The organism is Curtobacterium sp. BH-2-1-1, assembly GCF_001806325.1.
Classification (GTDB): domain Bacteria; phylum Actinomycetota; class Actinomycetes; order Actinomycetales; family Microbacteriaceae; genus Curtobacterium.
Map to the genome: position 1 here is coordinate 1,087,634 of NZ_CP017580.1, position 22,239 is coordinate 1,109,872.

Annotated in this window: 25 protein-coding genes; 11 read left to right on the plus strand and 14 right to left on the minus strand. The window is 72.3% G+C overall.

Annotation, left to right across the window (positions count from 1 at the left end; all coding sequences use genetic code 11):
* Window positions 1–8: 8 nt before the first annotated feature.
* Window positions 9–917 carry a site-specific DNA-methyltransferase gene (locus BJK06_RS05005; protein ID WP_258027714.1) on the minus strand — a complete coding sequence of 303 codons (909 nt, stop codon included), beginning with the start codon at window positions 915–917 and terminating at the stop codon, window positions 9–11.
* A 54-nt stretch (window positions 918–971) separates the two neighbouring features.
* Entirely contained in the window at window positions 972–2,354 is a 1,383-nt protein-coding gene (locus BJK06_RS05010) for a hypothetical protein (protein WP_070416960.1), read from the minus strand.
* 69 nt (window positions 2,355–2,423) lie between these two features.
* Here BJK06_RS05010 and BJK06_RS05015 point away from each other — a divergent pair, with 69 nt between their 5' ends.
* Window positions 2,424–2,711, plus strand: a complete 288-nt coding sequence (locus BJK06_RS05015; protein ID WP_070416961.1) for a GNAT family N-acetyltransferase — start codon at window positions 2,424–2,426, stop codon at window positions 2,709–2,711.
* Window positions 2,712–2,750: 39 nt separating this feature from the next.
* Here BJK06_RS05015 and BJK06_RS05020 read toward each other — a convergent pair whose 3' ends face one another.
* Complete coding sequence (locus BJK06_RS05020; protein WP_070416962.1) at window positions 2,751–3,080, minus strand: hypothetical protein; 330 nt, start codon at window positions 3,078–3,080, stop codon at window positions 2,751–2,753.
* A 184-nt stretch (window positions 3,081–3,264) separates the two neighbouring features.
* Here BJK06_RS05020 and BJK06_RS05025 point away from each other — a divergent pair, with 184 nt between their 5' ends.
* Complete coding sequence (locus BJK06_RS05025; protein ID WP_070416963.1) at window positions 3,265–4,836, plus strand: ATP-binding protein; 1,572 nt, start codon at window positions 3,265–3,267, stop codon at window positions 4,834–4,836.
* 22 nt (window positions 4,837–4,858) lie between these two features.
* Here BJK06_RS05025 and BJK06_RS05030 read toward each other — a convergent pair whose 3' ends face one another.
* Window positions 4,859–5,908 carry a biotin/lipoate A/B protein ligase family protein gene (locus tag BJK06_RS05030; protein WP_070416964.1) on the minus strand — a complete coding sequence of 350 codons (1,050 nt, stop codon included), beginning with the start codon at window positions 5,906–5,908 and terminating at the stop codon, window positions 4,859–4,861.
* A 79-nt stretch (window positions 5,909–5,987) separates the two neighbouring features.
* On the minus strand, window positions 5,988–6,863 hold the full coding sequence (locus tag BJK06_RS05035) for an alpha/beta fold hydrolase (RefSeq protein WP_070416965.1): 876 nt from the start codon (window positions 6,861–6,863) through the stop codon (window positions 5,988–5,990).
* Window positions 6,864–6,961: 98 nt separating this feature from the next.
* Between BJK06_RS05035 and BJK06_RS05040 the strand changes: the two genes are divergently transcribed.
* Both BJK06_RS05040 and BJK06_RS05045 read left to right on the plus strand, forming a co-directional pair.
* Window positions 6,962–8,104, plus strand: a complete 1,143-nt coding sequence (locus BJK06_RS05040; RefSeq protein WP_070416966.1) for an inorganic phosphate transporter — start codon at window positions 6,962–6,964, stop codon at window positions 8,102–8,104.
* Window positions 8,105–8,115: 11 nt separating this feature from the next.
* Window positions 8,116–8,385: a hypothetical protein gene (locus BJK06_RS05045; protein WP_070416967.1), complete on the plus strand. Its 270-nt coding sequence runs from the start codon at window positions 8,116–8,118 to the stop codon at window positions 8,383–8,385.
* A 319-nt stretch (window positions 8,386–8,704) separates the two neighbouring features.
* On the opposite strand, the gene BJK06_RS05050 is transcribed toward BJK06_RS05045, so the two are convergent.
* Window positions 8,705–9,457, minus strand: coding sequence for an SDR family NAD(P)-dependent oxidoreductase (locus tag BJK06_RS05050; RefSeq protein ID WP_070416968.1), 753 nt, complete (start codon window positions 9,455–9,457; stop codon window positions 8,705–8,707).
* Window positions 9,458–9,551: 94 nt separating this feature from the next.
* On the opposite strand from BJK06_RS05050, the gene BJK06_RS05055 reads away from it, so the two are divergent.
* Both BJK06_RS05055 and BJK06_RS05060 read left to right on the plus strand, forming a co-directional pair.
* Entirely contained in the window at window positions 9,552–9,962 is a 411-nt protein-coding gene (locus tag BJK06_RS05055) for a MarR family winged helix-turn-helix transcriptional regulator (protein ID WP_070416969.1), read from the plus strand.
* A gap of 5 nt (window positions 9,963–9,967) precedes the next feature.
* Window positions 9,968–11,305 carry an MFS transporter gene (locus BJK06_RS05060; RefSeq protein WP_070419235.1) on the plus strand — a complete coding sequence of 446 codons (1,338 nt, stop codon included), beginning with the start codon at window positions 9,968–9,970 and terminating at the stop codon, window positions 11,303–11,305.
* A 129-nt stretch (window positions 11,306–11,434) separates the two neighbouring features.
* Here BJK06_RS05060 and BJK06_RS05065 read toward each other — a convergent pair whose 3' ends face one another.
* Window positions 11,435–12,331 (minus strand): alpha-E domain-containing protein, encoded by an 897-nt coding sequence (locus BJK06_RS05065; RefSeq protein WP_070416970.1) that lies wholly within the window; start codon window positions 12,329–12,331, stop codon window positions 11,435–11,437.
* A 198-nt stretch (window positions 12,332–12,529) separates the two neighbouring features.
* Between BJK06_RS05065 and BJK06_RS05070 the strand changes: the two genes are divergently transcribed.
* A complete protein-coding gene (locus BJK06_RS05070; RefSeq protein ID WP_070419236.1) occupies window positions 12,530–13,060 on the plus strand; it encodes a MarR family winged helix-turn-helix transcriptional regulator in 531 nt (176 codons plus the stop codon).
* A gap of 9 nt (window positions 13,061–13,069) precedes the next feature.
* A complete protein-coding gene (locus BJK06_RS05075) occupies window positions 13,070–13,330 on the plus strand; it encodes a hypothetical protein (RefSeq protein ID WP_070416971.1) in 261 nt (86 codons plus the stop codon).
* Here BJK06_RS05075 and BJK06_RS05080 read toward each other — a convergent pair.
* The 6 genes from BJK06_RS05080 to BJK06_RS05105 all read right to left on the minus strand — a co-directional run bounded on the left by BJK06_RS05080 (window position 13,327) and on the right by BJK06_RS05105 (window position 19,568).
* Window positions 13,327–14,175, minus strand: a complete 849-nt coding sequence (locus BJK06_RS05080) for an NAD(P)-dependent oxidoreductase (RefSeq protein ID WP_258027715.1) — start codon at window positions 14,173–14,175, stop codon at window positions 13,327–13,329. The two genes, BJK06_RS05075 and BJK06_RS05080, sit on opposite strands and share 4 nt — an antisense overlap.
* Window positions 14,176–14,235: 60 nt before the next feature.
* Window positions 14,236–15,234: a M23 family metallopeptidase gene (locus BJK06_RS05085; RefSeq protein ID WP_070416973.1), complete on the minus strand. Its 999-nt coding sequence runs from the start codon at window positions 15,232–15,234 to the stop codon at window positions 14,236–14,238.
* A gap of 20 nt (window positions 15,235–15,254) precedes the next feature.
* Window positions 15,255–15,614: a hypothetical protein gene (locus BJK06_RS05090; RefSeq protein WP_070416974.1), complete on the minus strand. Its 360-nt coding sequence runs from the start codon at window positions 15,612–15,614 to the stop codon at window positions 15,255–15,257.
* A 134-nt stretch (window positions 15,615–15,748) separates the two neighbouring features.
* Complete coding sequence (locus tag BJK06_RS05095) at window positions 15,749–16,489, minus strand: 1-acyl-sn-glycerol-3-phosphate acyltransferase (RefSeq protein WP_070416975.1); 741 nt, start codon at window positions 16,487–16,489, stop codon at window positions 15,749–15,751.
* Window positions 16,490–16,568: 79 nt separating this feature from the next.
* Window positions 16,569–18,416, minus strand: coding sequence for a DNA helicase RecQ (gene recQ, locus BJK06_RS05100; RefSeq protein ID WP_070416976.1), 1,848 nt, complete (start codon window positions 18,414–18,416; stop codon window positions 16,569–16,571).
* Between the two features lie 9 nt (window positions 18,417–18,425).
* Entirely contained in the window at window positions 18,426–19,568 is a 1,143-nt protein-coding gene (locus tag BJK06_RS05105; protein WP_156794770.1) for a CPBP family intramembrane glutamic endopeptidase, read from the minus strand.
* Window positions 19,569–19,604: 36 nt separating this feature from the next.
* Between BJK06_RS05105 and BJK06_RS05110 the strand changes: the two genes are divergently transcribed.
* Window positions 19,605–20,549: an EamA family transporter gene (locus BJK06_RS05110; protein WP_083295073.1), complete on the plus strand. Its 945-nt coding sequence runs from the start codon at window positions 19,605–19,607 to the stop codon at window positions 20,547–20,549.
* A gap of 109 nt (window positions 20,550–20,658) precedes the next feature.
* Here BJK06_RS05110 and BJK06_RS05115 read toward each other — a convergent pair whose 3' ends face one another.
* Window positions 20,659–21,096: a GNAT family acetyltransferase gene (locus tag BJK06_RS05115; protein ID WP_070416979.1), complete on the minus strand. Its 438-nt coding sequence runs from the start codon at window positions 21,094–21,096 to the stop codon at window positions 20,659–20,661.
* 96 nt (window positions 21,097–21,192) lie between these two features.
* Here BJK06_RS05115 and BJK06_RS05120 point away from each other — a divergent pair, with 96 nt between their 5' ends.
* Window positions 21,193–21,996 carry a class E sortase gene (locus BJK06_RS05120; RefSeq protein WP_229087447.1) on the plus strand — a complete coding sequence of 268 codons (804 nt, stop codon included), beginning with the start codon at window positions 21,193–21,195 and terminating at the stop codon, window positions 21,994–21,996.
* A complete protein-coding gene (locus BJK06_RS18475) occupies window positions 21,993–22,169 on the plus strand; it encodes a hypothetical protein (RefSeq protein ID WP_156794771.1) in 177 nt (58 codons plus the stop codon). Before BJK06_RS05120 ends, BJK06_RS18475 begins: the two co-directional genes overlap by 4 nt.
* Window positions 22,170–22,239 lie beyond the last annotated feature (70 nt).

Consider the following 22,239-nt stretch of genomic DNA (forward strand, 5'->3'; position numbering starts at 1 on the left):
CGACGCGGTCAGCCCGTCGATGCGTCCGACGGGCTGACCACGTCGAACGACGCCCCCGGCAGTCGTCGGCGCATCACGTCGACCGCGACCGGGTTGTCGTCCACGAGCACGAACCGCCGGCCGAGCGCGCGGGCCACCGCGCCTGTCGTCCCGCTGCCGGCGAAGAAGTCGAGGACCCAGTCGCCCTCGCGGGAGGACGCCTGCACGATGCGGCGGAGCACGCCCTCGGGCTTCTGCGTCGGGTAGCCGGTCTTCTCCTTGCCGGTCGGCGACACGATCGTGTGCCACCAGACGTCCGTCGGGAGCTTGCCGCGCGCACGCTTCTCGGGCGTGACGAGTCCCGGCGCCATGTAGGGCTCACGATCGACAGCCTCGGAGTCGAACCAGTACCGCGACGGGTCCTTGACGTAGACGAGGATCGTGTCGTGCTTCGTCGGCCACCGTGACCGGGACTTCGCACCGAAGTCGTACGCCCAGACGATCTCGTTGAGGAAGGACTCCCGGCCGAACAGGGCGTCGAGCAGCACCTTGGCGTAGTGCGACTCGCGGTAGTCGAGGTGGAGGTAGAGGGTGCCGTCCTCGGCGAGGAGCCGCCACGCCTCGAGCAGCCGCGGTTCGAGGAACGACCAGTAGTCCTCGAACCGGTCGTCGAAGCGCATGAGGTCGCCGCGGACGCGCTCGTAGGAGCTCCCCCGGAAGCCCGTCACCCGCTCACGTCGGCGATCGGCAGCTGCGGCCTCGTCGCCGACCGTCGGCTCGCGGACCGCGGCGCTCGCGTGCCGACGCTGGTAGCGGCCGGTGTTGAACGGCGGGTCGAGGTACACGAGCGTGAACGAGCCGTCCGCCAGGGTCGGCAGGACGTCGAGGTTGTCGCCGAGGACCACCCGGTCCGGGCCTCGATCGTCGCCGCTGTGCACGGGACCATTCTGGTCCACGCGGCGTCCCGTCCCCGCGGAGCCCGCGGGCCGGGCTCAGCCGCAGGTCACCTGGGAGATCGTCGCGTCGTCGTCCGGCAGCCACGCGCCGCCCGCCCAGACGTCCACCGGTTCGCCCGCGCGCAGTGCCGTCGCCACCACGAGGTCGTGCGGACCGGGCAGCGTCGCGACTTCCTCGTCGACCGAGAACTGCACGGTCGCCGAGTCGCAGGACGCCTCGGGGGTGACCTCCCACCCGGCGCAGCCGTAGTCGACGCAGCCGTCCGGCCAGGAGCCGTCGGCGTCCTCGGCGTCGGAGTCGAGCGCGACCCGGGTCAGCGCCACGGGGTGCTCCGGTGCGGTGGAGCAGGTGACGTCGCGGATGCCGCCCCACTCCTCGGACCCCTGCTCGGTGAGGACGAGCGGTCGCCCGGAGGTCAGCACGACCGTGCGGGTGTCGGTGCGCACGTCGTCACCGCCCTCGGTGGCGGAGAACCCGACCGTGACCCGGGCCGGCCCGTCGCACTCGCTGTCGATCTGCCACGACCAGCAGCCGTCCGCGAAGTCGATCGCTCCGCAGGTCGCCTGCCACGTCTCGTCGTCGCCGATGAACGACGCGGTGACCGTGCCGTCGTCCGAGGTCCACGGTGCCTGGTCCCCCGCGTCCGGTGCGTCCTGGTCCGGTGCGTCGTCGTCCGGGCCGCTGTCGTCCGGGACGCTGCCGTCAGGTGCGGTGTCCTGGAGCCCGTACGCGAGCGTCTGTCCGTCGCTCTGCAGCGCACGGACGACCGGGTCGACGGCCGTCGTCGCGCCGACGACGAGCAGGAGCGCGGCGGCACCGGCCGTCACGGCGACGACCGTACGGGTGCGGTGGCGCAGCGGCGAACGCTCCGGTGCTGTGTCCGCCACGGCGAACGGCCGCACGGTGGGCATCCCCCACGCCGCCGACTCCCAGGCGGCCACGGCTGCGTCCTGGTCGAGCTCCGGGAACGCCGCCCGTGCCCGCGCCGGGACCTCCGTCCGCCGCCACACCGCCGCATCGTCCCGGATCGAGGCCGCGGTCCGGTCAGCGAGCTCGCCCGCCCGCGCGGAGCACACCACCAGCACCGCGATCCCGGCCACGAGCGGCAGGAGTCCGACCACGGCCAGACCACCGAGCGCCGCGACGACGATGACCGCGGCGAGCGCGAGGAGCGCCACCACGAGGCCGATCCACTGCGCGAGGCGGAGGCGGCGGGCGGCGGCCGGCACGAAGCCCCGGAACGACCGCGGGACCGGGGCCCAGAAGCGCCAGTCCTCGGGTGCGGGCGGGATCCCCGGTGCGGGCGACCACCCCGGTGCGGGCTCGGCGGCCTGGTGCAGTTCCACCCACTCGGCGGAGGGTGTCGGCCACCCGGGAGGCGTCCGGAAGCGGAACGGCGGCGTCGTCTCGTGCTGCACGATCAGACCCTAGCCCGGCGTCCAGCGCGCACACAGGCCCTTCTTCGGGAGGGGCGTAGCGTCTGCTCCATGGCGACACCCGAGGTCCGGAACGACACCGACAAGCAGCAGTACTCCCTCGTCGAGGACGGCGAGGTGATCGGCTTCGCGGCGTACGAGGTCGACGGCGACGAGATCCGCTTCGTCCACACCGAGGTGGACCCCGCGCACCGCGGCGGTGGTCACGCCTCGATCCTCGTCGAGCACGCACTGGACGACGTCCGCTCGGGGTCCTCGCGTCGGGTCGTCCCGCAGTGCAGCTACGTCGCGGCCTGGATCGAGCGGCACCCGGACTACCAGGAGCTCACGACCCGCTGACGCGGCTCGCGCGTTGCCGGCTCCCGCCAGGACGAGTCGTCAGTACGACCGGTCGTGCGTCCCGGCCCGCACCGCGTGCCGACCGGCGCTGCGCACCGCCGGCACCTTGATGAGGACACTCCCGCTGAGCAGGTCGTGATCGTCGTCCGCCGGTGTCGGTGCCTCCCTCGGGAGGCGCGACTGCCGTTCGTACTCCGCTTGCGTCTCGTGACGGGTCGGCGCGAACACCTCGTCCATCATCGAGACCACACCGCCGGATCCGCCGCTGCGCGTGGCCTTGTTCGACAGGTCGATCCACCCCACGCGATCGGCGATCCACATCACGATGGCCGCGGCGGCCACCGCCCCCAGGAGGATCAACCAGTTCACGCACACGACGCTACGTCGGCGATCGGACGGGGACATCCGCCGCGCGGAGGATTCTCACGATCCACATGGCTCGTTCTTCAGGACGACACCCACACTGGTCCTGCGGCCGCCCGGAACCCCCCTCTCCGGGCGGCCGACCACGTGCGCCAGGGCGCGTTCCAGCGCTGCGTGCCAGGATGGCGACGTGCTCGACGACGCAGACCGGGACCTCATGCGGGCGTTCGCCCGCTACATCGAGAAGGCGAACGAACTCGCCGCCGCGGAACAGCAGGCGGTGACCACACCGATCGGTGAACGGATCGGCGCCCACCTCGGCGTCGACCCGCAGTCGGTCCCCGTGGTCACCGAGGAGTTCCCCGACCACCGCCTCGTCGACGCGGACATCGCCCTCGAGGAGCTCGCCGGCACCGACCCCGACGCCCTCGTCGGCATCGCGGGCGACGACAGCCGGTTCCACAGCTCCGTCAGCGAGTTCATCGCGAACCCCCACATGCGGTGGGCGCCCGGCCCCGTGAGCTACGCCACCCGGGCCACCGGTGCCGACACCACCCGTCGGGTCGTGTCGTTCGGCCTCCGGTTCCTCACCTTCGACGGCGCTCCGGTCGCGGTCGTCCAGCGGTCGGCCAAGCCGGAGTACGGCCGTGGCCGCGCCAGCCTCGAGATCCTGTCGCCCGACCAGGACGCCGCCACCGCGTTCCTGCTCCGCCTCCGTGCCCTGATGATCGAGCGGAGCGTCCTGCGCGGGCAGGTCCTCTCGTTCGTGCAGTCGGAGTACGGGTCCGATGCCGGGGCGACGTTCCTCCGCCGGCCCGAGGTCGACGCCGACGACGTCGTCCTCGGCGAGGGCGTGCTCGACGAGGTGGTCGACCACGTCGTGGGGATCGGCGAGCAGCGTGCGGCCCTCCTCGCGGCCGGACAGCACCTCAAGCGCGGTGTGCTCCTCTACGGCCCTCCCGGGACGGGCAAGACGCTCACGATCCGGCACCTCCTCACCCGGACGACCGGGGTCACCGCGATCCTGCTCACCGGCTCGAGCATCGCGGCGATCGGTGCCGCGGCCGAGATCGCCCGGACGTTCCAGCCGTCACTCGTCGTGATGGAGGACATCGACCTCGTCGCGATGGAACGCCACAGCTCCCCGCAGCCGCTGCTGTTCGAGGTGCTCGACGCCCTCGACGGGCTCGACGGCGACGCGGACGTCGCCTTCGTGATGACCACGAACCGGGTGTCCGTGCTCGAACGCGCCCTCGCGGACCGTCCTGGCCGGGTCGACCTCGCCGTGGAGATCCCGCTCCCCGCCCTGCCCGAGCGCGTCCGGCTCTTCCGCCGGTACGCCGGTTCGCTGCCCTTCTCCGAGGCCGCCCTCGCCGAGGCGGCCGAGCGTGCCGAGGGCACGACGGGCTCCTTCGCCAAGGAGCTCATGCGGCGGAGCGTCCTCGGTGCGGCCCTGCGCGGTGCCGACCCCGCGGACGTCGACCTGCGTGCAGCGCTCGACTCGCTGCTCACCGAGCGGAGCGCCCTGACCCGGAAGCTGCTCGGAACCCGCTCCGCCGACGACACCGACGAGCCCGACGACGACGAGGAGGACGACGCCGAGCACGAGGTCACCTTCAGTGGCTCGTACGTCGCGCCCGTGAACCAGGCCTTCCTCCGCCCGGGCCGGTCGTCGGGCGCCGTCGACCTCGTCCTCCGCGCTCCCGCCGACGACGACGACACCGACGACGACGACGACGAGGACGATCAGCCCAGTTCGTAGGTCTGCCGTCCGGCCTCGAACCTCAGGGGACGCGCTCGAGCCACTCCCGCGTCGCGAACTTCGACGCCACGAGTTCCTGCGCCCGCCGCCGCTCGTCCGCGGTCACGTGCCCCTCGTGCGCCCCGTACAGCTTCGTGAAGGTCGCGATGAGCCGGTCGATGATCTCCGCACGGGTGAGCCCGGTCTGCGAGCGCAGCGGGTCGACGCGCTTCGCAGCCGAGGTCGTCCCCTTGTCGCTCATCTTCTCGCGACCGATGCGGAGCACCTGCACCATCTTCTCGCCGTCCATGTCGTAGCTCATGGTGGCGTGGTGCAGCAGCGATCCGGTGCCGAGCCGCTTCTGTGCTGCGCCGCCGATCTTGCCCTTGGTCGACGAGATGTCGTTGAGGGGCTGGTAGTAGGCCTCGATGCCGAGGGACTTCAGCGCCTCGATCACCCACTCGTCGAGGTACGCGTACGAGTCGGCGAAGGTCATGCCCTGCACGAGGTCGGTCGGCACGTACAGCGAGTACGAGATGATCGCGCCGGCGTCCATGAACATCGCGCCGCCGCCGGAGATCCGACGCACGACCTCGACGCCGTACTTCGCGGCACCCTCGGGGTCGACCTCGTTCTTGAGGGACTGGAACGACCCGATGACGACGGCCGGCTGGTCCCACTCCCAGATGCGGAGGGTCGGGCCCCGGCGACCGGCCCCGACCTCTTCGGTGAGGACCTGGTCGAGCGCGAGGTGCTCGTTCGGGCTGATCGGCCCCTCGTGGATGATCTCCCAGTCGTACTCACGCCAGGTCGACGCGCGCGACAGGGCACGGCGGACGGCGACCCCGACGGACTCGGGCGTGAACCCGAGCAGGACGGCGTCCTCCGGCAATGCGGCACGGACGGCGGCGGCGATGCCCGCGGCGTCGGTCGTGGCCGGCAGCCCGTCCACGGCGGCGTCGATGAGCGGCAGCGCGTCGTCCGGTTCGAGGAAGAAGTCCCCGGCGAGCCGGAACTGGTCGATCACCCCGTCGACGACCTCGAGGTCGACGACGACCAGCTTGCCTCCCGGGACCTTGTACTCACCGTGCACACCACGAGCCTACGCCGCGTCGGACGGGAGGCGCGGGGCGGCGCCGCCCCGCGCCTCCTGGCCGTCAGCCGGTACCGTCTCAGGACGTGCGCGCGACCGCCCGGTCCAGCCACGCGACCAGGTCCGCGACGACCTCGTCGCGGTTGGTCTCGTTGTAGACCTCGTGCCGCGCCCCCTCGTACACCCGCACGGTGACGTCGGAGAGCCCACCGCGCCGCCGGTACGCCTGCGCGAGGCGCTCGACCGACCGCGGGCCGCCGAGCGAGTCCTCGGAGCCGACCTGCAGCAGCATCGGCAGGTCGTGCGCGATGCCCCGACGCGGGACCCCGAGCAGCCTGAGGGCGTCCCGCAGCCCGAAGAGGCCGATGACGTCCGCCTCGACCGCGAGCGGGTCGGCCGCGACGGCCTCGATGACCGCCCGGTCCCGGGTGAGCCACTCGAACTTCGTCGGCCCCGAGCCCGCGTGCCGGGCGTTCAGGTCACCGCTGTTCATCCACCCCGGCAACCGGTACGCGCTCGCGGAGAGGACCACCCCGTCGTAGGAGCCGGATGACGTGTTCACGATCCGCTGGGCCATGAGCGAGCCCCACGAGTGGCCGAGCAGCACGAGCGGGACGCCGGGGGTGTCCTCGCGCGCGACGGCACTCATCTGCTCGACGGCCGCGATCGCGGCCCGCAGGCCGCCGGGGCCGAGCCGTCCGAGCTTGGCGTGGTCGCCGTCCCACTGCGCGAGGCCGGTCCGACCGTGCCCGCGGTGGTCGTTCGCGTGCACGGTCCAGCCCGCGCAGACGAGGTCCTGCGCGAGCGGCTCGTACCGGAGTCCGTGCTCGCCGACCCCGTGCGCGATCTGCACGATGCCCTTCGGACGCGCCGCACGCCAGGTCGAGTAGACGATCTCGACGCCGTGCGCGTCGGTGAACGAGGCGTCGCCTCGCGCTGCGGAGAAGGTGGGCACGTGAGCATCCTCGCAGACGGGTCGGACGCAGCCAGGTGGCCGCCGGTGTTCACCCGGCGTTCACGCAGCGGGTTCGGAGCAGGCCTAGCGTCTCGCGCATGGACGTCCTCGTCACCGTCGTGCTGGTGATCGTGGTGGCCCTCGTGTTCGACTTCACGAACGGCTTCCACGACACCGCGAACGCCATGGCCACCTCGGTCGCCACGGGTGCCCTCAAGCCCCGCACCGCCGTGCTCATCTCCGCCGTCCTCAACGTGGTCGGCGCGTTCCTGTCCACCGAGGTCGCGAAGACCGTCTCGCAGGGCATCATCCGCGAGGGGCAGGACGGCATCCACATCTCGCCGACCATGATCTTCGCGGGACTCGTCGGCGCCGTCCTCTGGAACCTCGCCACGTGGTACTTCGGCCTCCCGTCGTCCTCGACGCACGCGCTGTTCGGCGGGCTCATCGGCGCGTCGATCATCGGCGCGGGCCTGAACTCGGTCGACTGGGCGACGGTCGTCTCGAAGGTCGTCCTGCCGGCCCTGCTCTCCCCGGTCATCGCGGGCGTCATCGCCCTCGTCGCGACGTACATCGCCTACACGCTGACGAAGAACGCGACCACCCACGGTGCAGCCACGGGCTTCCGGCACGGCCAGACGATCTCGGCGTCGCTCGTGTCGCTCGCCCACGGGACGAACGACGCGCAGAAGACGATGGGCGTCATCACGCTCACCCTCATCGCCGCGAACTACCAGGCCGCTGGCACCGGACCGGCGCTGTGGGTGATCCTGGCGTGCGGCCTCGCGATCGGCCTCGGCACCTACATGGGCGGCTGGCGGATCATGCAGACCGTCGGCAAGAAGATCTCCGACGTGCAGTCCCCGCAGGGCTTCGCGGCGGAGACCAGCTCGGCGGCGACGATCCTCGTGTCCTCGCACCTCGGCTTCGCGCTCTCGACCACCCACGTCACGAGCGGCTCGGTGATCGGCTCCGGCCTCGGCAAGAAGCTCGCCGACGTGCACTGGTCGGTCGTCGGTCGCATCGTCGTCGCGTGGGTGATCACGCTGCCCGCGGCCGCGGTCGTCGGTGCCCTCGCCACCTGGGTCGCGTCGACGTCGACCATCGGGCTCGTCCTGGTCGCGGTGCTCGCCCTGGCCGCAGGCCTCACGTTCTACACCCTCGCCAAGCGACGCCCGGTCTCGCACGAGGACATCACCGCGGACGAGGCCGAGCGCGAGCCCGTCGCGGCCCGGAACTGAAGGGGACGACGATGGACATCGACTTCACCAGCATCGGCACCGTCGCGGGGGTCGGCTTCGTGGCCGCGGTCGGCGTGGTGCTCCTCTACACGCTCGGGCTGCGGCTGCTCGGCACCGGCCAACCGGTCGACGCCGAGGGCGAGCACCCCCAGTACGCGCAGGAGACCCCGCGGTCCGGCCACACGCCCCCGCTCGCGCTGGCGGGTGCCGGGCTGTGCTTCGCGGTCTGCATCGCTGCCGTGCTCTTCGGCATCTGGATGACGATCCCGCAGTTCCACTGAGCGCCGCGCGGGTGCGCGGGCGCGCGTGCGCGCTTGGTGAGCAGAAATGGTCGGGTCCGCACGCCGGGCCCGACCTCTTCTGCTCACCATGCGTGCCGGGAGGCGCGGCTCGCGTGTGCAGACCCGCTCACGCCCGCCGCGCCTCCCGTCCGATGGCGCGGGCGCGCGAACGCCCGCGCACCCCGCAGGCGCGCGCAGGCGCGCGCTCGGTGAGCAGAAATGGTCGGGTCCGCACGCCGGACCCGACCATTTCTGCTCACCATGCTGCGCCGGCGCCGCGCCGGCGCGCGCAGGCGCGCCCGCGCACGGACGCAGCGCCTCAGTGGGCGCTGTAGCCGCCGTCGACCAGGTGGTAGCTGCCGCTGATGAAGGACGCCTTGTCGCTGAGCAGGAACAGCACCAGGGCCGCGACCTCGGCATCGGTGCCGAGGCGCTTCGCCGCGTGCTCGGCCTCGAGCGCGGTGAGCGCCTCGGGCGAGAGCGACGCGCGCACGAGCGGCGTGTCGATGAAGCCCGGGCCGACCGCGTTCGTCCGGACGCCCTGCGCCGTGTACTCGAGGGCGGCGACCTTCGTGAGGCCGACCAGCGCGTGCTTCGACGCCACGTAGGCGGCGTTCTGCGCGATGCCGACCGAGCCGAGCACCGACGACATGTTCACGATCGCGCCACCGCCGGCGGCGACCATCGCGGGGATCTCGTAGCGGAGGCCGTAGAACACCCCGTCGAGGTCCACCGCACGCACGCGGTCCCACGCGGCGACGTCGTACTCGCCGATGGGCTGCGGTGCGGCGCCGATGCCGGCGTTGTTGACGGCGAGGTGCAGGGCTCCGTAGGTGTCCACGGCGAACTGCACCATGCGCTCGTTGTCGGCGGCGACGGCCGAGTTGGCCTCGAACGCACTCGCGGTCCCGCCGGCTTCCGCGATCGACGTCACGACCCGCTGTGCGGAGTCGAGCTTGATGTCGGTGACGACGACCGTCGCGCCCGCAGCGGCGAGCTCCTTCGCGACGGCCTCGCCGATGCCGCTGCCGCCACCGGTGACGATGGCGACCTTGCCCTCGAACTCGGACATGATTCCTTCTCTCTGGACAACACCTGTTGTTCAACAGCACGATACACCCGAAATCCAGTTCGTTCGCTGAACTAATTTGCTAGGCTAACGACCTGTGACCGACGCCACCGACCTCCGCATCGCGGTGAACCGCCTCTCCCGCACGCTCCGTGCGCAGAAGGCCGACACCACCGTCAGCGATGCCCAGTTCTCCGCGCTCGCCCGACTGCACCGCGACGGCCCGATGACCCTCGCCGAACTCAGCCGGCAGGACGGCGTCACCCCACCGTCGATGACGAAGACGATCGCCGTCCTCGTCGAGCGCGGCCTCGTCTCGAAGGGCGACCACGGCGACGACCGCCGCAAGGTCCTGCTCGGGGCGACCGGTGCCGGTGCCGCGTTCGTCGAGGAGACCCGTCGTCGTCGGGACGGCTGGCTCACCCCGCGGCTCGCCGAGCTCACCGACGCAGAACGGCGGACCCTCGCGGACGCCACCGAGATCATGAGGAGGCTGGCCCAGCAGTGACCGCCATGTTCCGCTCCCTGTCCGGCCGCAACTACCGCATCTGGTTCGCCGGCGCCCTGGTGTCCAACGTCGGCACCTGGATGCAGCGCACCGCCCAGGACTGGATCGTCCTGACGAAGCTGTCCGACAACGACGCCATCGCGGTCGGCATCACGATGGCCCTGCAGTTCGGTCCGCAGCTGCTCCTCCTGCCCCTGACCGGGCTCGCCGCCGACCGGTTCGACCGGCGCAAGATGCTCATGCTGACGCAGGGGCTGATGGGCGCCCTCGGCCTGGGGCTCGGCATCATGGTGCTGACCGACACCGCCACGATCTGGTCGCTCTACGGGTTCGCCCTCGCGCTCGGCATCGTCGCCGCGTTCGACACCCCGATCCGCCAGGCCTTCGTGTCCGACGTCGTGCAGGGCGAGAACGTCGCCAACGCCGTGGCGCTCAACTCGGCCTCCTTCAACGCCGCCCGGCTCATTGGCCCCGCGGTCGCCGGCGTGCTCATCGCGGCGATCGGCTCCGGCTGGGTGTTCGTCATCAACGCCGCGTCGTTCCTGGCCGTGCTCATCGCGCTCCGCTTCGTCGACCCCGCACAGCTCGCCGAGCGGATCCGGCCGAAGCGCGGCAAGGGGCAGATCCTCGCGGGCTTCCAGTACGTGCGGACGCGGCCGGACATCATCGTCGTGCTCTGCATGATCTTCGTCGTCGGGACCTTCGGCGTGAACTTCCCGATCTTCACCTCGACCATGGCCCGCGTCGAGTTCCACAAGGGGGCGGGCGAGTTCGGCCTGCTCAACTCGGTCATGGCGATCGGTTCGGTCGCCGGCGCCCTGCTGTCCGCACGCCGCGACCGCCCGCGGATGCGCACGCTCGTCGTCGCCTCCGCCGGGTTCGGCCTGGCATGCGTCGCGGCCGCCGTCGCCCCGACGTACTGGTCGTTCGCGATCGTCCTGGTGTTCGTCGGGCTCGCGTCGCTGACGTTCATGACGACCGCGAACGCCCTCGTCCAGACCACCACGAAGCCCGCGATGCGCGGACGGGTGATGGCCCTCTACATGGCGATCTTCGCGGGCGGCACCCCCATCGGCGCCCCGATCGTCGGCGCCGTCGCCGACGCGTGGGGTCCACGCTGGGCCATCGCGGTCGGCGCGGCATCGGGGTTCGTGGCCCTGGCGATCGCGCTCGTGTGGCTCATCCGGTACGAGCGCTTCCGGGTGCGGTACGACGCGGACACCCGGCTGCACCTGGCGATCACGCACGCGGTGCCGGTCGTGGGGACCCGCGCATCGCGCGCGGCGCTGCGGCAGGACCTGGAGCGCGACGAGGCGGTCGCGGACCGGTCCAGCGCGGTCTGACGTGACCGCCTGACGGACGGGAGGCACGGGTCGGCCCCGCACCGCGCCTCCCGTCCGTCGTCACGTCCGTCCAGGGCGCGGTCCGGCACACGGGTTCGGGCGCGGCTCAGCGCGCGGGTTCAGCGCGGCTCAGCGCGCGGGTTCGGGGGCGGCGAAGACGCGTTCGTCGAGGGCCTGCACCACCAGGTCCGCCGCCGCCGCGAGCCGCTCCCCCGCGGCGCGGGCTGCCAGCACCGCGCCGTCGTCGGACACCGACTCGAGGCCCGCCCGGGTGTCCGCGAACGCACGCACCTCGTCGGCGATGCACGACGGCGCCACGTCGGCGAGGCACTCGTCCGCCCGCCGCGCGAGGAACCGCAGCGACCGCGGACTGTGCTCGTCCAGGAGCAGGAACGCCGCGGCGTCCTCCGGCCCGGGCGTGTGGTGGTCGCGGCCGCGCTGGAACGCCTCGCCGGCGCCGCACGCCCGGAGCGCCGTCGTCCAGGACGCACCCGACTCCGGGTCGAGCAGCCCCGACGCGAGCAGGCGCGCCGTGGCCGAACACCGCTGCAGCGCACGGCCGAGCGTGAAGAACTCCCAGACCTCGTCGTGACTCGCATCGGCCTCGACGACCCCGATCGCCAGGGCGCTGCGCTCCCGCACCCACGCCAGGAACTCGTGGGCACGATCGGGTGCGACCTTGCGGGGCATCCGCGACCGGGTGACGTTGAGGCAGTCCCACAGTTCGGTGGAGACGACCTCGCGAGCACGCCGGGCGTTGTCCCGCGCGACCGCGACGGCCGACGCGATGGACGCCGGTTCGTGCCGGTCGAGGGCGAGGGAGTCGATCGTCGAGGCCCGGTCCGGGTCGTTCGCCGGTCCCGCGGCCCCCACGACCGCCCGGAGCTCGGCGGCGACCGCCCGGTCGTGCTCGACCCCGGCGGGCTCACCGCGGGCGACGTACACGTCGAGCATGCGCGCGACGACCTCGGCCCGTTCCACGGCGCTCCCGACGTGGAACACGCTCCCCGCGAGTCGGCTCAGCACGTCGGCTCCTGCATGCCGTGAACCTACTGACCGGGGATTGCGAGGGTGTTTCGTCGCCGCGTCACGGGTGTTGCGGCTCGGCTCGGACCCCGCTGGTGCGCCCGTGTGCCGGGTCCGATCCTGGACGTCTGGCGTGCGTCCCCGGTCCACTCTCCGCGCTCGCTAGACAATCTAACTAGAGCGTCTAGCATTGTGACCATGAGTACCGAGGTGACGACGAGCGCCGCGGGGTTCTGGTACGGCGAGGATTCCCGGGTCGACGCGGTGGACGTGCTGAACGCACTCCGCAGGTACCGGAGCGCCGAGAGCGCAGCACAGCGACGCGCGCGCGAGGCACTGGGCATCGGCGAGAACGCCCTGCTCGCCCTCCGCGCACTCCTCGACGCCGAGGAAGCCGGCCGCACGGTCAACGCGAAGGACCTCGCCGAACACCTCGACATCACCCCGGCGTCGACGTCGGCGCTCGTCGACCGGCTCGTGCGGAGCGGGCACGTCGAACGCCACCCGGACCCGAACGACCGTCGCGGCGTCATCCTGACCGCGTCCGGTGGCTCGATGCGCCAGGTACTCCGGGTGATCGACCAGCTCGACTCCCGCGCGGTCGAGGCGACCGAGCACCTGTCGACCGACGACATGGCCGTCATCGTGTCGTTCCTCGACGAGATGGTCCGCGTCGTGGACGGCGTCGACGTCGCCGGTCGTGGGCACCGCGTCAGCCGGTCCGCGTAGCCTGCTGGCATGGCAGACACGGGCACCGACGGCACCGCGACGCCCGCGCCGCACGACCCCGAGGACGACATGCCCCTGGCGGAGCTCGACGCCCGGGCCCGTGCGGACGCCGCACTCCGTCGGATCCAGGCCGGGGCCGATCCCGCGCGCGAGGCGTTCGACCTCGCCAACACGATGAACGACGAGACCGTGGGTCGCCTGACGAGCGCGCTCCGACGGTTCCTCGGACGGGACGGGCGCCGCACGGCCCGGCGTGACGACCTGCGCTAGAACGCCGTGCCGACAGCCGCGATGTCGTCGCCGCCGTGTCCAGCAGCGCTGGCGTCGGCGTAGACCCGGCCCAGTGCGTCGAGCAGGACCGTCGACACCCCCGTGCTGCGCGCGGCGTCGGTGATGAGGCCGATGTCCTTCCGGAGACCGTCGAGCGCGAACTGCGCCGGGAACGATCCCTCGATGATCGACCCGCCCTTGGCGTGCGCGTAGGCCGAGTCGCTGGCGCTGCCGTCGATCGCCTCGAGGAAGAGCGCCGGGTCCAGCCCGAGCGACTTCGCGACCGCGAGCGACTGCCCGGTCGCGGCCGTGATGGACGCGATCCAGGCGTTCGCCGCGAGCTTGAGCGCGGTCCCGGCACCGACCTGGTCCCCCGCACGCACGGTCTTCGCGCCGATCGCGTCGAGCACCGGGTCGATGCGGTCGAGCACGTCCGCGGGGCCGGCGGCGAGCATCGTCAGGGTGCCCTGCTCAGCGGGGGCCTTCGTGCCGAGCATCATCGCCTCGACGAGGGTGATCCCGTACTTCGCGGCGAGCTGCACGACGGTCTCGGTGCCGGCGACGCCGATCGTGGAGCACTGCACCCACACGGCGTCGGTCGGGGCATCGCCCGCGGAGGCCTCGAGGACGTCCACCACCGCGTCCGTGTCGAAGAGCGTGAGCAGCACGACCTCGGCATCGGCCACCGCTGCACCGGGGTCGTTCGCCACGGTCGCACCCTGCTCACCCAGCGGAGCGGCCTTGTCAGCGCTCCGGTTCCACACGGTCACCGTGTGGCCCTCGCGGAGCAGCGACCCAGCCACCCCGGCACCCATCGCCCCGGTCCCCAGTACCGTCACCCGCACGCGCGTCTCCGTCCCTGCGCCGCACCGTGCGGTCGCCCGTTCGACGGTACGCGCCGTCGATCAGAGCAGTCCGCGGTCCCGGAGCCACACCGCCGGATCGACCGCCACCCCACCGTGGAGGACCTCGAAGTGCAGGTGCGACCCGGTCGAGACGCCGGTGTTCCCCACGGCACCGATGCGCTGCCCTGCCGTCACGGTCTGCCCCACCCGGACACCGATCTGGGAGAGGTGCCCGTACCGGGTCTGGGAGCCGTCGGCGTGCTGCAGCAGGACCTGGTTCCCGTACCCGCCGACGACCCCGGCGGACACCACGCGTCCGGACATCGCCGCGACGACGGCCGTCCCCTCGCGCGCGGCGAAGTCGAGCCCCCGGTGGTTCGTCGAACAGGCACCGCAGCCGCTGACCCACCGCGAGCCGAAGCCGCCCGCTGCCGGGATCGTCCCCGCGACGGGCCTGGCCGCCGAGGCGCCGGGAGCCGGCTCGGACGTCGGAGCCGCTGCCGCACGACGCTCGGGTGGCCTGCCGATCGCGAAGCCGTCCCGCTCGGCCCGGGCGGTCGACGTCGCCGAGGTCGTGTACTCCTGCACGTCGAGCGCGGGGAGCACCGACGTCGCGCTCGCTGCGGTCGCCGTCTGCGGTGTGGCGACGGTGACGAACAGGCACGCGGCGACGGCGGTGGCGGTGAGCGGGACGGCCCGGGCGGACGCGAAGGCGGAGCCGATCGAGCGCAGCGGCAGCGTGATCGCCTGGGTGACGGCATGCCCGAGGGCAGTGGGGCGGATCGCGGGCTGGTCCGTGCGCAGCGTCCGTCGCGACGGCAGGGGCTGGGGGTTCCCTGCGCTGGTGGAGACCGGGGCGGCGGGAGGGGACACCGCCGCCCCGGTGGTCGAGTGGGAGACGGCTTCGGTGCCGGGCCCGGTGGCCGGGTCCGCCGCCGCAGGCTCTGCCGCACGGCGAGCACGACGGGTGGGGAGCGGCTCGACCCCGGCCGGGGCGTTCGCCGCGTGGCGAGCGGCGCCCCGCGGGCGCATCGGCAGGCGGTCCGTCGTGGTGGACATCGGCTTCGTCGAGGGCCGGCTCAGGCGCGGACGACGCCGTCGCGGGCGATGCGGTCGAGCTCGGTCACGACGGCGTCCACCACGGCGCGGGTGATCGCGTCGGCGACGGCCTCGACCAGGACGAGCTGCTCCGGAGCCACCGCGTGGGCGGTCGTCGCGGCGACCACGCGCGTCGGGATGGCCTCGATCGCGGCGACGAGCGACGCCGGGACGAACACGGGGCCCTGCGGCTCGACCGGGGCGGTCATCGGCGAGGTCGGCGCGGGGGCGAACGTGGCCCGGGAGATGGTCGGCGCGCTCGGAGCTGCCGGTGCCGCCGGAGCGGGGGTCGGCCGTTCGGCACGGCGGGCGATGGAGTCGAAGAGCGGCGTGGAGGACATGCTGCTTGCCTTCCGATCAGGTGGTCGGGCGTCCCGTTCTCGGGCGGGACGCGGTCGGAGTGTGCCCCTGGGCACGACTCCATTCAACCACCAGTATTTCAGATGTGCAATAGCATGTTTCGTGTATGCGCTCGTCAGTCGGGCTCGACCGCGGCCGTCGGGTCGTCGCGGCGGAGGACCTGCCGTACCCGTTCGACGATCGTCGCCGGCGGGTTGTTGTAGGCGTTCGCGGGCTCCTGTCCGCTGAGCTCCTGGATCGCCGCCATCACGGCGTCCGTCGCGTGACGACGAGCCCGGCCGGACGAGGCCTCGCCGAAGCCGGAGAGGTCGAGCGGCGTACCGAACTCGACCGTGACCTTCGCGAGCTTCGGGACGCGCGACCCCACCGGCTGGACGTCCTGGGTGCCGGTGAGAGCGACGGGCACCACGGGTGCACCACTCGTCAGGGCCAGCCAGGCCACCCCGGTGCGGCCCCGGTAGAGGCGGCCGTCGAGGGACCGGGTGCCCTCGGGGTAGATCGCGAACGCATCGCCCGCCCGGAGCCGCTCGAGCCCGAGGTCGAGGGCCTCCTGCGCCGCCGAACCCGCACCCCGCTCGACACCGATCGCGCCGATGCCCTCGAAGAAGCCCCGCGTCACCGAGCCCCGGAAGCCCTTGCCCGTGAAGTACTCCTTCTTCGCGAGGAAGAACACCTTCCGCGGGGCGAGGAGGCCGATCGTCGGGGAGTCGATGAACGAGCGGTGGTTGCTCGCGAGGATCACCGGTCCACGCTTCGGGATGTTCTTCCGACCGATGATCCGCGGCCGCCAGATCATGCGAGCGAGCGGCGCCACGAAGGCACGGCTCAGCGTGGTGTACTTCGACGATCCGGACACACGGGCCTCCTCGTGACGGGAGTCTCCGAGTGTAGTGATCGCGACCCCGATCGCATGCCCGCCACGGAATGTGTCGCGATCACTCGGCCGCGGCGACGACGTCGAGCACCGCACGGCCGTAACGCTCGAGCTTCGCCCCGCCGACGCCGGAGATCTCGGCGAGTTGGTCTTCGTCCGACGGCTTCACCGCCGCGATGCCCCGCAGCGTCGCGTCGTTGAAGACCACGTACGCCGGGACGCCCTGTTCGCGGGCCTGGGCCGCACGCCAGGCGCGCAGGGCCTCGAACAACCCGAGGGCTTCCTGCGGCATGTCCGTCACGACGGTCCGGCGGTTGCGGGAGGCCCGGGGTGCCTTCACCGGGTCGCGCCGCATCCGGACCTGCACGCGGCCGCCGAGGACGTCGGCGCTCGTCGGGCTCAGGACGACCGTGCCGAACCCGTCGCCGGACACCGCCGCGTAGCCCTGCGCGAGGATCTGTCGGGCGACGGTGCGCCACTCCGCCTCGCCCAGGTCGCTGCCGATGCCGAACGTGGCGAGGGACTCGTGCCGGAGCTCCTGCACGCGAGGCGACTGCTTGCCGACGAGGATGTCCACGAGGTGCGAGACGCCGTACCGCTGCCCGCGTTCACGGTCGAGCCGGACCACGGTGGAGAGGAACTTCTGCGCCGGGACCGTGCCGTCCCACGACTCGGGCGGGGCGATGCACGTGTCGCAGTTGCCGCACGCCGTGCTCTCCTGCCCGAAGTACGCGAGCAGCCGGACGCGCCGGCACTCGATGGTCTCGCACAGGGCGAGCATCGCGTCGAGGTGCGCGCTGAGCTGCCGACGGTGCGCGGCGTCGCCCTCGGACTGGTCGATCATCCGGCGCTGCTGCACGACGTCGTTCAGGCCGTACGCCAGCCAGGCGGTCGATGGGAGCCCGTCGCGCCCGGCACGACCGGTCTCCTGGTAGTAGCCCTCGACCGACTTCGGCAGGTCGAGGTGCGCCACGAACCGGACGTCCGGCTTGTCGATCCCCATGCCGAACGCGATGGTGGCGACCATGACGACGCCGTCCTCGCGCAGGAACGCGGACTGGTTCCGTTCCCGCACCTTGGCGTCGAGACCGGCGTGGTAGGGCAGCGCCGGGATCCCCTGCTCGGACAGCGCGGCCGCGGTGCGCTCGACCGAGTTGCGGGAGAGGCAGTACACGATGCCGGCGTCGCCGCTGTGCTCGGTGCGGATGAAGGTGAGGAGCTGCTGGAGCGCCCCGGTCTTCGGTTCGATGCGGTACTGGATGTTCGGCCGGTCGAAGTCGGCGACGAAGTGCGCGGCGTCGTCGAGGCCGAGGCGGGCGGAGATCTCGCGGTGGGTCTGCGGCGTCGCGGTGGCGGTCAGGGCGATGCGCGGCACGGTCGGCCAGCGCTCGTGCAGGACGCTGAGCTCGAGGTAGTCCGGTCGGAAGTCGTGGCCCCACTGGGCGACGCAGTGCGCCTCGTCGATGGCGAACAGGGCGATCTGCGCGCGGTCGAGCAGTGCGCGCGTGGACTCGAGCCGGAGCCGCTCGGGCGCGAGGTAGAGCATGTCGACCTCGCCCGAGACCACGGCGCGTTCGACCCGGGCACGTTCGTCCGGCCCCTGCGTGGAGTTGAGGAACGCGGCCTTGACGCCGTTCGCCGCGAGGGCGTCGACCTGGTCCTGCATGAGCGCGATGAGCGGCGACACGACCACGCCGACGCCGTCCCGCACGAGCGCCGGCACCTGGTAGCAGAGCGACTTGCCACCGCCGGTCGGCATGAGGACGAGTGCGTCGCCCCCGGTGACGATCTGGTCGATGATCGAGGCCTGTTCGCCCCGGAAGTCGTCGTAGCCCCACACGCGGTGCAGGACGTCGAGCGCGGCGGCTCGGGAAGCAGACACGGCGGCGGTCGCGGGCGTGGTGCTCATGCCACGAGCCTACGGCCGACCGACGACACCCACGGCGTTGTCCACAGGCGCTGCGTCCGCCCCGTCGGCCGAGCCGGCCGTCTCGTCGAGGCGGGCCGGGGCGCTCGCCCAGCCCGTGCCTCCTGGACCGAACCAGCGCCCGCCACCCGCCCAGACCGGTGTCGGACCACGGAACCGCGGTGCGGCCGCGCCCGCGAACCGGCGGTCGAGGCGGCGCCACCGGGCGAGCACCTCGACCATGCCCCAGTAGAGCAGCGAGGTACCGAGCGTGACGAGCCAGCCGCCGATGGTCCCGTTGGCGTCCTGCGACGAGAGGTCGATCCCCGACCACCCCGGCGCCTGCAGCACGAAGATCATGATGTTGTTGAAGGCGTGCTGCAGCACGGTCGCCTCGAGGCCGCCGGTCCGCAGCACGATGATCGCGGCGATGAGGCCGAACGACCCGACGTCGAGGATGCCCCAGACGTTGTAGCCGTTCGGGATGTGCAGCAGGGCGAACACGACGGTCGACACCGCGACGGCGAGGACCGTGCCCACGATGCGGACCGGGATCCACGAGCCGATGGTCTGCATGAGGAAGCCGCGGAAGATGTACTCCTCCGCTGCGCCCTGGAACGGCACGAGCACGATGACGAGCACGAGCGTCGTGGTCAGCGTGCCGAGGGACACCGTCGATTGGCCGATCGCGGCGTGGTTCCAGGCGAAGCCACCGTCCGTCGTGATCATCCCGCCGTCCCAGAAGAGCCCGGTCTGCACGACGAACATGATCGCCGCGATGACGAGCGTCGGGATGAGACACCAGGCCGTCCAGCCCCAGCGCACCCGGAACCGCGTGGACGACAGGATCCCGGCGGGACCGACGCGCGCGATCTTCACCGCGAGCAGGATGCCCGGTAGCAGGACCACGAGGGACACGAGCGACAGCGACAGCACCACCGGGTCGGTGGGGTCGAGCGCCCCGCTCGCGAGGTCGTTCTGCAGGTCGATGACCCCCTGCGGCCCCTGGTTCGCGCCGATCGGCACGAAGTACGCGACGGCGATGATCACCTGCGAGACGAAGTACCAGCCGGCGAGGAACGCCAGCGCCACGAGCGGGCGCCACCACCTCCAGCGTGCGTCGACACGGGGCAGGCGGTGGTAGGGAACGCTCACGCCACGCAGGCTACCGGGCCGGGCAGGATGGGAGCCGTGCTCACCGTCGTCCTCGGCCTGTCCGGCGCGCTCGTCTACGGGTTCGCCGACTTCCTCGGCGGCCTCGCGTCACGTCGAGTCCGTGCGGTGACGGTCGCCGCCGTCGCCGCGGCGGTCGGGATCGTGCCCCTGCTGGTCGGGCTCGTCGTGGTCGGTGGCGCGTTCGGTGCGGAGTCCGTCCTGTGGGGCGCGGTCGCGGGGGTGTCCGGAGGCGTCGGCGTCCTCCTCCTCTACCGCGCGCTGGCGATCGGCCCGATGAGCGTGCTCTCACCGCTGACCGCCGTCTTCGCCGCCGTCGTGCCCGTCCTGGTGGCGGTGTTGCGCGGGACGGCGTTGTCGGGCCTCGCAGTGGTCGCGCTGGTGGTGGCGGTCCTCGCGGTGGTCCTGGTGGCGTCGGTGCGGGACACGTCGGGTGCGCGGGTGACCGCGGTGGGGCTCGTGACGGCGGCGGTCGCGGGGTGCGGCTTCGGCGGGATCGTGCTCGCGTACGACATGACGCCGTCGGACGCGGGGGTGGCGCCGTTGGTCGTGTCGCGGGTGCTGCAGGCGGTGCTGCTCGGGACGGCGGCGGTCGTGGTGACGCGGCGGGCCGCGGTCGCGGGGCAGGGCCCTGGAGGCGCGGCAGACCCCGCGAGGTCGGCCGACGCTCCGGGGTCTGCCGCGCCTCCCGGCATCCGTGGTGGCGGACGCTGGCCGGCTCGCCTGGTGTGGACGGTGGTCGCCTGCGGCGTCCTCGACGCCGCGGCGAACGTCTTCATCCAGGCGGGGCTGCACTCGAGTGAGGACCCGGCGACCCTGCCCGTGGTGAGCGTGCTCAACGCGCTGTACCCGATCGGGACGGTCGTGCTCGCCGGGATCGTGCTCCGGGAGCGGCTGACGCCCGTGCAGTGGGCCGGGATCGTGCTGGCGTTCGGTGCCGCGGTGGGGCTGGCGCTCGCGTAGGTCGGGCGCAGCGCCGCACTGGGCGAGTCTCGCCTGGGCGGACAGTTTCGTGCTCGCAGGGCCGCGAAAGTGTCCGCGGAGCCGAGACTCGGGGCGGCCGGAGCGGGCGTCAGGCGTCGGGGATGAGCCGCTTGCCGAGCGAGACCGTGCGGTCGTCGGTGTAGCCGAGTGCCTCGTAGAAGCCGATGACCTGCTCGTTGCCGGCCCGGACCTGCAGGTTGAGCTTCGGGCAGCCGAGGTCCGTCAGCAGTCGCTCGAACTCCGCCATGAACGCGCGCCCGAGCCCCGAGCCCTGCAGGTCCGGCCGCACCGCCAGGTAGTTCACCCAGCCGCGGTGCCCGTCGAACCCGGCCATGCCCGCTCCGACGACCGGGTGGGCGGGATCCTCGGTGTCCTCGGCGACCAGGAACAGCTCGGGCTGCACGGTCAGCTTGCGGGCGATGTCGCGGCGGGGGTCGTTCCACGGGCGGACGAGACCGCAGGCCTGCCACAGGGCGACGACGGCTTCGGTGTCGGCCGGGTCGAACCGGCGGAGGACGTGCTGCATCACTTCACCGTAACGGTGCTGTGGACAACCTCGTCACGGGGTCGTCGTCGTGATCTGATAGACCTGTCCGACCACCCCATCCGGATCAGGAGCCCCGTGACCGCACACGAGACACTCCCGTCGCGCCGAGACCGCCGCGACGGTGCGGCCGGTGCTGCACGACGGGCACCGCGTCGCCGCCAGACCGTGGGTGGCGCCATCGTCTCGCTCATCGCCGAGCTGCTCATCATCGCGGGCGCCGGCACCGGGCTGTACGTGGTGTGGACGGCGTGGTGGACGGACGTCGTCGCGGTCAACGAGCAGACGAAGCTCGTCGACGGCCTCGGGCAGAAGGACGTTTCGGGGACCGGCACCGAGCACCGCGGGCCCGCTCCCGTGCTCGCCGAGCCGCCGAACGTCACCGATGTCTTCGGCACGATGCAGATCCCCCGGTTCGGCAAGGACTACGAGCGCCCGATCGGCGAGGGCACCGACCGCGAGAAGGTCCTCAACACGATCGGCCTCGGCCACTACCAGGACACCGCGATGCCGGGCGCCGAGGGCAACTTCGCGGTCGCCGGGCACCGGGTGACCTACGGCAAGCCGCTCAACCAGATCGCCGAGCTCAAGACCGGCGACGACGTCGTGGTGCGGGTGACCGACGCGAAGACGAAGTTCGACGTCTGGTACGTCTACAAGGTCACCGACTCGCAGATCGTCACGCCCGACCACGTCGAGACCATCGCCCCGGTGCCGAACAAGCCCGGGGTCGAGCCGACGGCCGACGACCGCTGGCTGACCCTGACCGCGTGCCACCCAATGTGGTCGGCGAAGGAGCGGTACGTCACGCACGCCAAGCTCGACTACTGGATGCCTGCGTCGGAGGGCACCCCGAAGGAACTCTCGGAGACGTCGAAGTGATCTTCCCGTTCGTCTGGCGCATCCTGCCCGGCCCCGCGGCGCTCAAGGTGATCGAGTTGCTCGTGCTCCTCGCGGCGATCGTGTGGGTCCTGTTCACGTTCGTGTTCCCGTGGGTCGCTGCGGACATCCTGCCGCCGCCGGACGGCACGGTGGACGTGTCGCCGTCGCCCTGACGCGCGGGGTTGCGCAGCGTCCTGGATCCGCACCGTGCGAGGTTTCGCTGACGGTGGGACGACCGGGGCC

Coding starts and splice junctions, on each gene's coding strand:
- BJK06_RS05045 (WP_070416967.1), top strand. CDS start 8,116: ATGGACATCGACTTCACCAGCATCGGCACCGTCGCGGGGGTCGGCTTC.
- BJK06_RS05090 (WP_070416974.1), bottom strand. CDS start 15,614: ATGTCCTCCACGCCGCTCTTCGACTCCATCGCCCGCCGTGCCGAACGG.
- BJK06_RS05115 (WP_070416979.1), bottom strand. CDS start 21,096: ATGCAGCACGTCCTCCGCCGGTTCGACCCGGCCGACACCGAAGCCGTC.
- BJK06_RS05075 (WP_070416971.1), top strand. CDS start 13,070: ATGGCAGACACGGGCACCGACGGCACCGCGACGCCCGCGCCGCACGAC.
- BJK06_RS05060 (WP_070419235.1), top strand. CDS start 9,968: ATGTTCCGCTCCCTGTCCGGCCGCAACTACCGCATCTGGTTCGCCGGC.
- BJK06_RS05015 (WP_070416961.1), top strand. CDS start 2,424: ATGGCGACACCCGAGGTCCGGAACGACACCGACAAGCAGCAGTACTCC.
- BJK06_RS05040 (WP_070416966.1), top strand. CDS start 6,962: ATGGACGTCCTCGTCACCGTCGTGCTGGTGATCGTGGTGGCCCTCGTG.
- BJK06_RS05085 (WP_070416973.1), bottom strand. CDS start 15,234: ATGTCCACCACGACGGACCGCCTGCCGATGCGCCCGCGGGGCGCCGCT.
- BJK06_RS05070 (WP_070419236.1), top strand. CDS start 12,530: ATGAGTACCGAGGTGACGACGAGCGCCGCGGGGTTCTGGTACGGCGAG.
- BJK06_RS05050 (WP_070416968.1), bottom strand. CDS start 9,457: ATGTCCGAGTTCGAGGGCAAGGTCGCCATCGTCACCGGTGGCGGCAGC.
- recQ (WP_070416976.1), bottom strand. CDS start 18,416: ATGAGCACCACGCCCGCGACCGCCGCCGTGTCTGCTTCCCGAGCCGCC.